Origin of the sequence: Anaeromyxobacter sp. Fw109-5 (genome assembly GCF_000017505.1) — a bacterium.
Taxonomy (GTDB): Bacteria; Myxococcota; Myxococcia; order Myxococcales; family Anaeromyxobacteraceae; genus Anaeromyxobacter.
The window spans coordinates 1,486,513-1,499,167 of the sequence record NC_009675.1 but is presented as its reverse complement, the minus strand read 5'-3'; the positions used below and the strand labels follow the sequence as shown (position 1 = coordinate 1,499,167).

Sequence of the window (12,655 nt, the reverse complement as noted above, 5' to 3'; positions counted from 1 at the left end):
TACCATCGGGACCGCCATGCTCGGCCAGCTGCCCGCCGTGTTCCTCGACGTCGTCGCCCCGGTCTTCGCGATCGTCGCCCTCGGCTGGGCCCTCGGGCCCCGCCTGGCGCTGGAGGCGCGCACCGTCTCGCGCGCGGCCTACTACCTGTTCGTCCCGGCCTTCACCTTCGACGTGATCGCCCGCTCCGACGTGCCGCTCGGGAGCGCCGCTCGCATGGTGGCCTTCGCCGTGGTCGCGCACGCTGCCTTCGCGCTCCTCGGCTTCGCGGTGGCGCGCGCGCTGCGTCGCACGCCGGAGGTCACCGCCGCGTACGTGATGCTGGCCGTCTTCGGCAACGTCGGCAACTTCGGCCTCGCGCTCGTGCAGTTCCGGTTCGGCCCCGGAGCGCTCGCGCCCGCGACCATCTACTACATCGCGATCCTGGTCACCTCGTTCGTGGTCTGCGTGGGCGCCGCCGCCTGGGTCCGCGGGGGCGGCCTCTCCGCCATCACGTCGGTGCTCCGCACGCCCGCGCTGTGGGTCGTCCCGCCCGCCATGCTCGTCGCGGGCGACGTCGTCGCGCTGCCGCTCTCGGTCTCGCGATCCGTGGGCCTGCTCGGGAGCGCGATGATCCCGGCCATGCTCCTCGCGCTCGGGCTCCAGCTCGCCGAGGCCGGCCGGCTGCGCGTCACCCCCGACGTGTTCGCCGTGACGGGGCTGCGCCTCGTCGCGGCGCCCCTGCTCGCCGCGGCCATCGTCGGCCCCTTCGGGCTCGGCGAGGTCGAGCGCGCCACGGGCGTGCTGCAGGCAGGCACCCCCGCCGCCATCCTCGTCGCCATCATCGCCGTCGAGCACGGCATCGCGCCGTCGTTCGTCACGACGGCGGTGATCTTCACGACGCTCTGCAGCCTGCCGACGCTGACGGTGCTGCTCGCCCTCGTGTGACGAGCCCCTCGAAGCGGCGAGGCCCCGCCGCCTCCTCGGCGACGGGGCCCCGGAGATGGCCGCGAGGACGCGCTACTTCTGGGCGGCGCGCCCGGGCGCGGACGGCGCCGCGGCGGCGGGGGTCGAGGCCTTCTTCTTGGCCGCCCGCTCCTCGAACCAGATCGTCATCGGAGCGGCGATGAACCACGTCGAGTAGGTGCCGGAGACGATTCCGACGAGCATGGCGGCGGAGAAGTCGAAGAGCGTCCCGACGCCGTAGACGAGCAGGCCGACCAGCGAGAGGGCCGTCGCGAACGAGGTGAGGAAGGTCCGGCCCAGGGTCTCGTTGATCGAGAGGTTCACGATCTCGGCGAGGGACTTGCCCTTGTACTTCGCCTGGTTCTCGCGGATGCGGTCGTAGACCACGACGGTGTCGTTCACCGAGTAGCCGACCACCGTGAGGAGCACCGCGATGGAGGTGAGGTTGAACTCGCGCCCGGTGAAGGCGAAGTAGCCCAGGGTGACGATGGCGTCGTGGAGGATGGCGATGATCACGCCGGGGCTGAAGCGGAAGTCGAACCGCAGGCCGACGTACACGACGATGAGCGCCATCGCGTACAGCACGGCCTTGAAGCCCTGGTTGCGCAGCTCGCGGCCGACCGCCGGGCCGACGTACTCGACGCGCCGCACCTCCGGCTGCGCCTGGGCGAAGTGCGTCGAGAGGTCGCGCTCGATCTTCTCGCGGATGCCCTGCGTGATGACCGCGAACGACCGGGTGCCGGCCGCGAGGCCCTGCTCGGCGCGCACCTCGCGGACGCCCACGCCGGCGCCCTCGACCGCGGCCTGGAGCGCCTGCGGGCTCGGCGGCTGCTTGAACTCGAAGTCGATCTTGTCGCCGATCTCGGGGTTGAAGCTCCAGCGCTCGACGGGGAACTTCGCCTGGACCGCGTCGACGACGCGCTTCACGTCCTCCTCGCCCATGAGCGCGATGCGCTCGACGCGGATGAGGAACGCGTGCTCCTCCTCGTCGCCGTAGGTCTGGACGGACGCGCCCTTGAAGCCGAGGTCCTCGACGCTCTTGCGGATCGCGCCCGCGTCGACGGGCTGCGCGAACTTCACCTCCATCTCGGTGCCGCCCGCGAAGTCCACGCCGAAGTTGAGGCCGTGGATGGCGGGCACCGCCCAGAGGAGGACGGCCGCGTTGACGATGAGCGAGAGCACCACCGCGATGTGGCGCTTCCCGACGAAGTCGAACTTCGTGCCGTGGGGGACGATGTCGAAGCTCTTGAATCGCATCACACGCTCAGCCGCGCCGTCTCGTGGCGCGTGAAGTACTCCATCATGACGCGGGTCACGACGATGGAGGTGAACATCGAGGCCACGAGGCCGATCGTGAGGGTCACGGCGAAGCCGCGCACCGGACCGGAGCCGTAGTTCATGAGGACGAGGGCCGCGACGAGCGTGGTCACGTGGGAGTCCACGATCGTCCAGAACACCTTGTCGTAGCCCTGCTGGACCGCCAGCTTGATGGTCCTTCCGGCGCGGAGCTCCTCGCGGATGCGCTCGTTGATGAGCACGTTCGCGTCGACGGCCATGCCGAGGGTGAGGACGAAGCCGGCGATCCCGGGGAGCGTGAGCGTCGAGCCGATCATCGCCATGATGGCGAGGACGAGGAGGCCGTTCAGCACGAGCGCCACGTCCGCGATGAGCCCGCTCGCGCGGTAGTACGCGACCATGAAGAGGAGCACGAGCCCGAGGCCGACGAGGGCCGCGACGGTGCCGCGCTTCACGAGCTCGGGCCCGAGGGTCGCGCCGACGGTCCGCTCCTCCGAGATGGTCACCGGCGCCGGGAGCGCCCCGGCCTTGAGCACGAGCGCGATCTCGTTCGCCTCCTCGAACATCTCCTGCGGGTTCCGGCCGGACCCGAGCGTGATCTGCCCGTTGGTGGAGATCTCGCCCTGGATGTACGGCGCCGTCTCGACCTTGTCGTCGAGGACCGTCGCCATGCGGCGCCGCATGTTCTCGCTCGTGAGCTTCTGCATGAGCCGCCCGCCCTCGGCGGTCATGGTGAACTGCACGAGCGGCCGCCCCTGCTGGCCGAACTGCTGGGACTGGTCGATGGCCGCCCGCGCGTCGGCGATGTAGTCGCCGGTGAGCTCGGTCTTCGCGCGCAGCAGGTAGGTCCGGTAGTACGGCGTGCGGACCGCGCCCGTGGGCAGCGAGTCCTCGCCGATCCCGATCACGTTCTTCTGCGGGTCGAGCAGCGGGGCCGCCTTCTCCTGGATGAGCTTCTCGAGCTCGGCGCGGGTGTTGGCGGCGAGGAGGGTGACGGCGCGAGCCCCGCCGTTCGGGAGCTCGACGGTCTCCGTGGCCCAGCAGCCGGCCTGCGGGAGGGGGAGGCGGAGGCCTTCGGCCTCGGAGCAGGCGGGGAGCTGCCCGCGCAGCGGATCGAGGGCCGGGTTCTCGTCGTCCGTGATCTTGAACTCGAGCTGCGCGGTGCGGCCGAGCAGCTCCTTCGCCTTCTCCGGATCCTTGAAGCCCGGCAGCTGGATCTGGATCTGGTTGTTCGCCTTGCGCTTGATGTCGGGCTCGGAGACGCCCCACTTGTCGACGCGGTTGCGGATCGTCTTCTCCGCCTGCTCGACCGCCTTCACCTGGAAGTCGCGGAGCGCGCTGTCCTTGAACGCGAAGGTGACCACGTCACCTTCCGTGCCGGGCGAGAACATCTCGTCGCCGTAGCCCGCGTCGAGGACCGCCGACTCGACCTGATCGGGCGCCGAGGTCTTCACCGCGATGCGAGTGCCGCCGGCGGTGGTCGTCACGGACTCCGCCGGAACGCTCTTGGACTTCAGGAACTCGGCGATCTCGTCGCCGCGGCGCGCGACCTTGGCCTTCACGGCCCGCTCGACGTCCACGCCCATGGCGAGGTGGATGCCGCCCTGCAGGTCGAGCCCGAGGTTGAGGTGCTTCGCCGAGTCGGGCGCCCAGCCGGGCACCGCCTCCGCGACCGCCTCGGTGCTGCGCTGCTCGGGCGCGAGCTTGAAGTAGAACCAGCTCGGGACGAGCTGCCAGAGCGAGAAGAGCGTGGCGGCGACGACGAGCCCCACGCGCCAGTACCAGGAGCGTTCCATCTACTTCTTCGCCTCCGCCTTGGCCGGCGTGGTCGCGACAGGGTTCCACTGTCCGGCGATCTGGGCCTTGAGGATCTTCAGCTTGGTCCCCCCGCCCACGTCGACGAGCACGGTGCGATCCTCGACCAGGACCACCGTGCCGATGATTCCGCCCTGGGTCACCACCTCGTCCCCCTTCTTCAGCTCCGAGAGGAACGACTGGTGCTTCTTCGCCTGCTTCGCCTGGGGGCGGAAGAAGACGAAGTAGAAGACCACCGCGATGAGGATGAAGGGCAGGAACCCCATGATCGGGTTCTGCGCCTGCCCCTCGGGAGCGGTCTGCGACAGGAACGCGTGCAGGACGGGATGCATAGGTCTCCGCTGGGTACGGAAAGGGAAAAGCGCCGTCTTTTAGCCTGAGTTGGCGCCTACCCGCAACCCCTTTCCGGCCGTGGGCCCGCACGCTCGCCCGGCGCCGGGGTCCTACCCTGCGGCCTCTCGCCACGCCTCGAGCCGCCCTCGCCGGAACGTCTCGTAGCTCCCCGCCTCGATGGCCGCTCGCGCGTCGCGCATGAGCGACAGGTAGAAGTGCAGGTTGTGCAAGGTGTTGAGGCGGAGCGCCAGGATCTCGCCGGCCTTGAAGAGGTGGCGCAGGTAGGCGCGGGTGAACGTGCTGCACGTGTAGCAGCCGCACGACGGGTCGACCGGACCGTCGTCGTCCGCGTAGCGGGCGTTGCGGATGACGAGCTTGCCGCGGCTCGTGAAGAGCAGCCCGTTCCGGGCGGTCCGCGTCGGCAGCACGCAGTCGAACATGTCCACCCCGGCCGCCACGCCGGCGAGCAGGTCCTCCGGCGTGCCGACGCCCATGAGGTAGCGCGGCTTGTCGGCCGGCAGGAGCGGCGCGTCGCGCGCGACCCCGTCCCACATCTGCGCGGGCTCCTCCCCCACGGCGTAGCCGCCGAGGGCGTACCCCGGCAGCTCGAGCGCGGCCGCGTCGGCGATGGCGCGGGCGCGCAGCTCCGCGTGGAGCCCACCCTGCGCGATGCCGAAGAGCGCGCAGGGGGTGGCGCCGGCCCCCTCCTTCTCGGCCTCGTGACGGAGCCAGGCGTCGCGGCAGCGCACCAGCCAGCGCTGCGTCCGCGCGAGCGACGTCTCGTGGTAGGCGCGGTCCGCGAGCGCGGGGGGGCACTCGTCGAAGGCCATGATGACGTCGGCGCCGAGCGCCTCCTGAACCTCGATCGCCCGCTCCGGCGAGAGGAAGTGGCGCGAGCCGTCGAGGTGGGAGCGGAACGTGACGCCCTCCTCGGCGATGGTGACGAGCCCGGGGCCGGCGCGGTCGCGCCCCGCCGCGCCGCGCTCCCCGAGGCTGAACACCTGGAAGCCGCCGGAGTCGGTGAGCACGGCGCCGCCCCACGACATGAAGCGGTGCAGCCCACCGAGCCGCCGCACCCGCTCGTGTCCGGGGCGGAGGAACAGGTGGTACGTGTTCGCGAGGATGATGCGCGCGCCGAGCGCCTCGAGGTCGCGGGGCTCGAGCGTCTTCACCGTGGCGGCGGTGCCGACCGGCATGAACACCGGCGTCTCGATGACGCCGTGCGGGGTCGACAGCCGGCCCCGGCGGGCGGGACCGTCCTGCGCGAGGAGCTCGAACCGGATCACGCGGCGGGTTTCGTACGCGCGCCGCCGCCTGTCAAGCCGCGCGGGCGCCGCTCCTCGCCACGTCCGCCACGAGCGCCCGCCACGCGCGCCCTCCCCGCCCCTGCATGACGACGCGCAGGCCCACGCTCCGCTCGCCGGCGCCGCCCGCCTGGTTCCAGCAGACGATCGCCCGCGCCCTGGGAGGGAAGAACCCGGCCCGCAGCTTCAGCTCGACCACGTCGCCGACGACCGGGAGCGCTCCCGTCCAGCGCATGGCGCAGCCGCCCTCCGAGACGTTGACCGTCGCCGTCTCGAACAGGTTTCCGCCGTGCTCGACGACGAGGCGGCGCGCCACCGCGTAGCGCGGCGCGCGCTCGCGGAAGCTGATGGCGTCCCCTCGCGCCGCCGACGCGAGGAAGCCCGCCGCCGCGAGGCTCCCGCGGTCGAGCTGGATCTCGACGCCGGGCGGGAGCGCGGGGCGGCCGACGCGCCGGACGAGCGAGACCTTCCCGAAGATCGTGGCGCGGATGGTCTGGCCGTAGATGCCGATCCGGAGCGCCACCTCGTCCCCGACGCGCGAGTCCGACAGCGCGGGGACGAACAGGCTGCCGTTCTCCGGCCGGAACCCAGCGAGGAACTGGGCCGGCTCCAGGTTCACCGAGACGCTGTGCAATCGTGGCCCCCCCGCTCCTTTCGCCGAGAGAATCCTATAGCACGGGCAGACGCCGGGCCGGACGGTGGGTCAATCCGCACGCGCCAGGAGCATCGCGTCGCCGTAGCTGAAGAAGCGATATCGGCGCGCGACGGCGTCGCGGTAGGCGGCGAGGACCCGGTGGGTTCCACCGAACGCGCACACCAGCATGAGCAGCGTCGAGCGGGGCAGGTGGAAGTTCGTGACGAGGGCGTCCACCGCGCGGAAGGCGTGGCCGGGACGCACGAAGAGCGCCGTGCGCCCCGCCCCCGCCGCGACCGCTCCCCCGCGCCACGCGCTCTCCAGCGTCCGCACCGAGGTCGTCCCGACCGCCACCACGCGGCTCCCACGCGCGCGGCAGGCCGCGATGGCCGCCGCCGCCTCCGGACGGACCTCGTATTGCTCGGCGTGCATGCGGTGCCCCTCCACCGAGTCACCGCGGACCGGGAGGAAGGTGCCCGGACCGACGTGGAGCGTGACGGCGGTCCGCTCCACCCCGCGCGCGGCGAGCCGCGCGAGGATCGCCTCCGTGAAGTGCAGCCCGGCGGTGGGCGCCGCCGCGCTGCCGGGCGCGCGCGCCCAGATGGTCTGGTAGCGCTCGCGGTCCACGTCGGAAGGGGCGCGGCGGATGTAGGGTGGCAGCGGGATCCGGCCGGCGCGCGCGAGCGCCGCCTCGAGGGCCTCGCCCTCGCGGTCGAGCGTCACGACGTAGAAGCCCTCCCCCTCGCTCGCCTCGACGCGCGCCTCGAGCCCCTCGAACAGGAGCGTCGTGCCCTCGCGGATGGGCTTCGAGGCCTGCCCCATCGCGCGCCAGCGGCTCCCGAGCCCGCCGCCGAGCGGCTCGCACAGGAGCAGCTCCACCTTGCCCCCGGTCGGCTTCGTCCCGACGAGCCGCGCCGGGATGACCTTCGTGTCGTTGAACACCAGCAGATCGCCCGGGGCGAGCAGGTCCGGGAGGTCCGTGAACGCGCGGTGCTCGGCGGCGCCCTCGCGCGGGAGGACGAGCAGCCGCGACGCGTCGCGCGGCGTGACCGGCTCCTGCGCGACCAGCTCCTCGGGGAGCTCGTAGTCGAAGTCCGATAGCCTCACGATTCGTCCTAGTACATCCGAACCACGTCCGCGCCCGGGTAGTAGTGGCCGAGGATCTCGCGGTAGCCCCGCCCCTCGCGGGCGAGCCCGGCGGCGCCCCACTGGCACAGGCCGGCGCCGTGCCCGTGGCCGCGGCCCTCGAAGACGAACGCGCCGCGCTCGGCGCGCACCGCGAAGGCGAGCGACGGGAGGCGGCCGTAGCCGAGGCGCTGGCGCAGATCGGTGGCCGCCACCGTGGCGCGCCGCGGCCCGGCGGAGATCTCGATCCGCTCCGCGCGCCCGCTCGGCGTGCGCGACGTCACGCGCGCGTCCGTGGCGGCGCCGCGCAGGCGCGCCGCCGAGGCGAGCGCGCGGGCGTCGATCCGGACCGACCAGCGCGCGCCGGGGGCGCGCGCGCATCGCCCGCACTCCACCGAGGGGAGATAGGGGTGGCCGCGCCCCAGCGCCGCCAGGCCGGCCTCGGTGGTGCCCCCGCACGACGCGTGGAAGTACGCCTCCAGCGGCTCCACGCCCGCCACCATCACCTCGCCCGCGGTCGCCGCCGTCGCCGCGCGGGCAGGGCCGCTCGCGCCTTGCCGGTAGACCTGCGCGAGCACGCCGGTCGCGATGTCCCAGCGCCGGTTGGCGGCCTGCGCCTCGATCTTGCGCGTGAGCGCGTAGCTGCGCGCCGCCACCGCCTGCGCCTTCAGGGCCTCCGCGGGGAAGGAGGCGGGCATCTCGCCGGAGACCACGCCGGCGACGTAGTCCTCGAGCCGGAGCTCCTCGATCCGCTCGGGCGACTCCGACACGCGCACGCGGATGAGCTCCTCCCCCCGCGCCCCCGCCGCCCCGGCGAGCGCGAGCCCGAGGGCGACCGTGCGGACGAGCGCCGCCCGGCGCCGCGCGGGTCCGGCCGGGCGCGCCCCGCGCTTGGCGGCCCGGGTGCGCGATGTGTATACGTCAGCGGTGCAGATCATCCGGTGGTTCGTCGAGCTCATCCGGGATCCGGGCGAGCTGATCCGATGGGGTGGCTACCCCGCCCTCGCGCTCATCGTCTTCCTCGAGACCGGCGCGCTCGTGTTCTTCCTGCCCGGGGACTCGCTGCTCGTCATGGCAGGAGTGTACGCGGCGAAGGGCGACCTCTCCATCTGGGCGCTCAACCTGCTCCTCATCCCGATGGCGGTCGTCGGGGACGCGGTGAGCTACACCATCGGCGCCCGCGCCGGCCCCCACATCTTCAACCGCCCCCGCTCGCGCCTGTTCCGCCCCGAGCACCTGAAGGCGGCGCACGACTTCTACGAGAAGCACGGCGGCAAGGCGATCATCATCGCCCGCTTCATGCCGCTCGTCCGCACGTTCGTGCCGGTCGTGGCCGGCGTCGCGCAGATGAGCTACCGGAGGTTCGCGAGCTACAACGTCGTCGGCGGCGCGGCGTGGGTGCTTTCCATGACGCTGCTCGGCTACGGGCTGGGGAACTCGATCCCGAACCTCGAGCACCACATCGAGAAGGTCATCGTGGTGGTGGTGCTCGTGTCGATCGCGCCCGGGATCGTCGAGTACCTGCGCGCCCGCCGCCGCGCGGCCGCCGAGCAGCGGGCGGTCGAGGGCCGGAGCGACCTGTAGCGAGGCCGCGGGCGTCCGGCCCTTCAGCCCTCGCTCTCCCCGTAGAAGACGCGCTCGTAGGGGCAGGTCAGGTCGCGCTCCGGAGGGTCCGGGTACAGGTAACGTCCGCCCCTGTGGCTCCGCAGCGCGTGGGCGCCGCCCTCCCGCCCGAGCTGGTAGCTCGGCTGCAGCGTGATCTTGCCGCCGCCGTCCGGCAGGTCCACCGCGAGGTGGGGGATGGCGAGCCCGCTCGTGCGGCCGCGCATGGCCTCGAGGATGGCGACGCCCGCCTCGAGCGGCGTGCGCAGGTGCGCCGTCCCCTCCGCCAGATCGCCCTGGTGCAGGTAGTAGGGGCGCACGCGGAACGTGAGGAGCCGCTCGTTCAGATCGGTGAGGAGGCGCGCGGAGGAGTTCACGCCGCGCAGCAGCACCGACTGGTTCTCGACCGGCACCCCGTGGTCCACGAGGGCCTCGCACGCCGCGCGCGCGTCCGGCGTGCACTCCGCCGGGTGGTTGAAGTGCGTCACCACGAACAGCGGCGCGTGGCGCCGGAGGAGCGCGGCGAGGGCGGGGGTCACCCGCATCGGGCACGTGACCGGCGCGCGCGTGGCGACGCGGAGGAGCTGCACGTGCGGGATCGCGCGCAGTCCCCCCAGCAGCGCGTCGAGCCGCTCGTCGGAGAGGACCAGCGGATCGCCCCCGGAGACGATGACGTCGCGGACCTCGCGGTGCGCGCGCACGTAGGCGATCCCCTCCTCGATCGCGTCCCGGTCGAAGCCGCCGTCCGCGCCGAACGTGATCCGGCGGCGGGTGCAGTGGCGGCAGTAGACCGAGCAGCGATCCACGGCGAGGAAGAGGACCCGGTCGCGGTACTTGTGCACGATCGCCCGCGCCGGCCGGTGCGCCTCCTCGCCGATGGGATCGCGCAGATCCCCCGGCGCCTCCTCGGCCTCGCGCGCCGACGGGATCGCCTGCAGGCGGATCGGGCAGCTCGGGTGCCGCGGATCCATGAGCGACGCGTAGTAGGGCGTCACCGCCACGCGCGTGCGCCCGAGGGCCTGGGCGAGCCCGCGCCGCTCCTCCTCGCCGAGCCACACGACGCGCCCGAGCTCCTCGGCCGTGCGGAGCGCGTTCCGGTGCTGCCAGCGCCAGTCGCGCCAGTCGCTCTCCGGGACGTCAGGAAATCGGGCTCGCCAGTCCATTGGATCGCCCGCTCCGGCCGGCCCGCGATGCCGACCTCCGGCGGGGCGCGGAAGCTAACCGCCCTGGCGGCTGCGGTCAAACGCCGCCCGCCCGCGAAGCGACGGCCTGCCCGCTCTCCGCCCCGGGGTGTCTGCGGGAGGTGGCACGCCCCCCAGTCGGAGGGGCGGCGTACCCTGGCGGCAGGCAGCCGTGGTGTTAAAGGACAGGGCAGCCCGAGCGAAGGGCCCCTCGTGGAGCGAACGACATGGCGAATCTTCCACTGACCGGCGGGGGCGAGCTCGTGGGGGTGCCCGCGCGGCCCGAGCGCCCGAACGGCGAGGCCCGCGCGACGTCGCCGCGAGACGACGGCATCCGGCCGGTCGCGGGCGTCCGCACGCGCTTCCCGCCCGGGCCGCGCTCCGCGTGGAAGGACGTCCCGGACGCGCTCTGGAACGATTGGCACTGGCAGCAGCGCGAGCGCGTCACGCGCCTCGATCAGCTCGAGAAGGTGATCCACCTGACGGCGGACGAGCGCCGCGCGGTGATCGAGAGCGACGCCGAGTTTCACATGGGCATCACGCCGTACTACGCCGCGCTCATGGACCCCGACGACCCGAGCTGCCCGATCCGGCTCCAGTCGGTGCCGACCATGGGCGAGCTGACGATCGCGCCCGCCGACCTCGAGGATCCGCTCGCCGAGGAGCGGGACATGCCGGTGCCGGGGATCACCCACCGCTACCCGGATCGCGTGCTCTTCTACACGACGCACAACTGCCCGGTGTACTGCCGTCACTGCACGCGCAAGCGCAAGGTGTCGGACCCGACGAGCGCCGCCGCGAAGCGCCAGATCGAGGAGTCGCTCGCGTACATCTCGGCGCACCCCGAGATCCGCGACGTGGTGATCTCGGGCGGCGATCCGCTGTCGCTCTCCGACGAGCGGCTCGACTACATCCTCGGCCGCCTCCGCGCGATCCCGCACGTCGAGATCTTCCGGCTGGGCACCCGCAACCTCGTCACGCTCCCGCAGCGCGTCACCGACGACTTCGTCCACATGCTGCGCCGGCACCACCCGGTCTACGTGAACACGCACTTCAACCATCCCAAGGAGTGCACCGCCGAGGCGTTCGAGGCGGCGCGCCGCCTGGCCGACGCGGGCTGCGTCATCGGCAACCAGATGGTGCTGCTGAAGGGCGTCAACGACGAGCCGGAGCTCGTGAAGGAGCTGAACCACAAGCTCCTGCTGATGCGGATCCGCCCCTACTACATCTACCAGTGCGATCTCGCGAAGGGCATCAGCCACTTCCGGACGCCCGTCGAGACCGGCATCCGGATCATCGAGCATCTGCGCGGCCACACCTCCGGGCTGGCCGTTCCGCACTTCGTGGTCGACGCGCCCCAGGGCGGCGGGAAGATCCCGGTGAACCCGAACTACGTCGTCTCGCACGAGGGGAAGCGCTGGGTGCTGCGGAACTATGCGGGCAAGGAGTACGAGTACCTCGAGCCCTAGGCAGAGCCTGCGCCCTTCGACTTCGGCGCGCTCCGAGGCCGCGCTCGAGGATCTCCGCCGCGCTGCCTCGCGGGCAGGCATCCCGAGCGGACAGCGACCACGACGAGAGAGGTTGGTTCGTCCAGGTGAACCACGAGCGGTTCATCCGGGATGAACTCGAACCGCCGGCGACTCGGTCGCCCCTCCCCTCGTCTCGAGCCAGCCTCGGAACCGCCCGCGGCGGCGGACACGGCCGTTCCCGGCGGAACCGTTGCCGACTTGCGATGAAAACACGACGGTGGCAGTACGCCTCGCCACTCGTCGCTGCGCCTCTCGCCTCGGGCCCGTTCATCCCGAGCGTAGCTCGCGCGCGAGCGGAGTCGAGGGACGATCTCGTGCGCCTGCGAGCATCTCGCGGCGCGTCGGCCGCGAAATGGAACGGCCCGATCATCGCTCGATCGTCACCGTCAACGACGACGTCCCCGTCCAGCGGATGATCGTGGTGAGGAGCGCGATCATGCGGCCCTCCTCGTCGTTCCATTGACAGGCCGACTCCCCGCACGCGCCGGGGATGGCCGAGAAGACCTCGCGCCAGCGCCCGCCCAGCCGCGAGATGGCGAGCGCGTTCCCCGTGTATTCGAGCGTGAGGCCCGAGAGCGCGTCCGACCCGTCGCGCGTCAGGCCGTACCAGACGTCCAGCTTCGTCCCGAAGTCGGCGACGCGCTCGTGGGCGAGGTGGGTCCCGTCCCACGGAAACACGAGCTCGCCGCCGAAGGCGGCCCGCGCCTCCCCGAGCGCGGAGCCGACCCCCACCCCCGCGAACGTCATGCGCGCAGGCCAGCCGGCGGGGTGGAGCCTCACGGCGTCGCGGAGATCGCCGTGCGTGTCGGGAGCGCAGGCGGCGAGCAGCGAGGCGACGACGACGAGCAGCGCGGCACGTGACATGGCGTTCTCCCGTGATGTTTGGGGGGGAT

The 12,655-nt window shown here is 72.4% G+C and carries 12 protein-coding genes; 3 read left to right on the top strand and 9 right to left on the bottom strand.

What is annotated here, in order from left to right; all coding sequences use genetic code 11:
• The first annotated feature begins 16 nt into the window (after positions 1-16).
• Positions 17-925, top strand: coding sequence for an AEC family transporter (locus ANAE109_RS06760; RefSeq protein ID WP_011985639.1), 909 nt, complete (start codon positions 17-19; stop codon positions 923-925).
• A gap of 72 nt (positions 926-997) precedes the next feature.
• On the opposite strand, the gene secF is transcribed toward ANAE109_RS06760, so the two are convergent.
• The 7 genes from secF to ANAE109_RS06725 all read right to left on the bottom strand — a co-directional run bounded on the left by secF (position 998) and on the right by ANAE109_RS06725 (position 8,388).
• Positions 998-2,200: a protein translocase subunit SecF gene (secF, locus tag ANAE109_RS06755; protein WP_011985638.1), complete on the bottom strand. Its 1,203-nt coding sequence runs from the start codon at positions 2,198-2,200 to the stop codon at positions 998-1,000.
• Positions 2,200-4,035 (bottom strand): protein translocase subunit SecD, encoded by a 1,836-nt coding sequence (gene secD / locus ANAE109_RS06750; RefSeq protein WP_011985637.1) that lies wholly within the window; start codon positions 4,033-4,035, stop codon positions 2,200-2,202. The genes secF and secD overlap by 1 nt, the downstream gene beginning before the upstream one ends.
• Positions 4,036-4,386 (bottom strand): preprotein translocase subunit YajC, encoded by a 351-nt coding sequence (gene yajC, locus ANAE109_RS06745; RefSeq protein WP_011985636.1) that lies wholly within the window; start codon positions 4,384-4,386, stop codon positions 4,036-4,038. It abuts the gene before it with no gap.
• 111 nt (positions 4,387-4,497) lie between these two features.
• Positions 4,498-5,673 carry a tRNA guanosine(34) transglycosylase Tgt gene (gene tgt / locus ANAE109_RS06740; RefSeq protein WP_011985635.1) on the bottom strand — a complete coding sequence of 392 codons (1,176 nt, stop codon included), beginning with the start codon at positions 5,671-5,673 and terminating at the stop codon, positions 4,498-4,500.
• A gap of 31 nt (positions 5,674-5,704) precedes the next feature.
• Positions 5,705-6,325: a PilZ domain-containing protein gene (locus tag ANAE109_RS06735; RefSeq protein WP_011985634.1), complete on the bottom strand. Its 621-nt coding sequence runs from the start codon at positions 6,323-6,325 to the stop codon at positions 5,705-5,707.
• A gap of 69 nt (positions 6,326-6,394) precedes the next feature.
• Positions 6,395-7,432, bottom strand: a complete 1,038-nt coding sequence (gene queA / locus ANAE109_RS06730) for a tRNA preQ1(34) S-adenosylmethionine ribosyltransferase-isomerase QueA (protein WP_011985633.1) — start codon at positions 7,430-7,432, stop codon at positions 6,395-6,397.
• Positions 7,433-7,440: 8 nt separating this feature from the next.
• A complete protein-coding gene (locus ANAE109_RS06725; protein ID WP_083776996.1) occupies positions 7,441-8,388 on the bottom strand; it encodes a SpoIID/LytB domain-containing protein in 948 nt (315 codons plus the stop codon).
• On the opposite strand from ANAE109_RS06725, the gene ANAE109_RS06720 reads away from it, so the two are divergent.
• The gene (locus ANAE109_RS06720) at positions 8,378-9,034 is read left to right on the top strand and encodes a DedA family protein (protein WP_200860933.1); all 657 of its coding nucleotides are present in this window, start codon (positions 8,378-8,380) and stop codon (positions 9,032-9,034) included. The two genes, ANAE109_RS06725 and ANAE109_RS06720, sit on opposite strands and share 11 nt — an antisense overlap.
• 23 nt (positions 9,035-9,057) lie before the next feature.
• On the opposite strand, the gene ANAE109_RS06715 is transcribed toward ANAE109_RS06720, so the two are convergent.
• Complete coding sequence (locus ANAE109_RS06715) at positions 9,058-10,215, bottom strand: KamA family radical SAM protein (RefSeq protein ID WP_011985630.1); 1,158 nt, start codon at positions 10,213-10,215, stop codon at positions 9,058-9,060.
• 245 nt (positions 10,216-10,460) lie between these two features.
• On the opposite strand from ANAE109_RS06715, the gene ablA reads away from it, so the two are divergent.
• Positions 10,461-11,702, top strand: coding sequence for a lysine 2,3-aminomutase (gene ablA / locus ANAE109_RS06710; protein WP_011985629.1), 1,242 nt, complete (start codon positions 10,461-10,463; stop codon positions 11,700-11,702).
• A gap of 426 nt (positions 11,703-12,128) precedes the next feature.
• Here the strand turns inward: ablA and ANAE109_RS06705 are convergent, their stop codons facing one another.
• Complete coding sequence (locus ANAE109_RS06705) at positions 12,129-12,626, bottom strand: hypothetical protein (protein WP_011985628.1); 498 nt, start codon at positions 12,624-12,626, stop codon at positions 12,129-12,131.
• Positions 12,627-12,655: the final 29 nt, after the last annotated feature.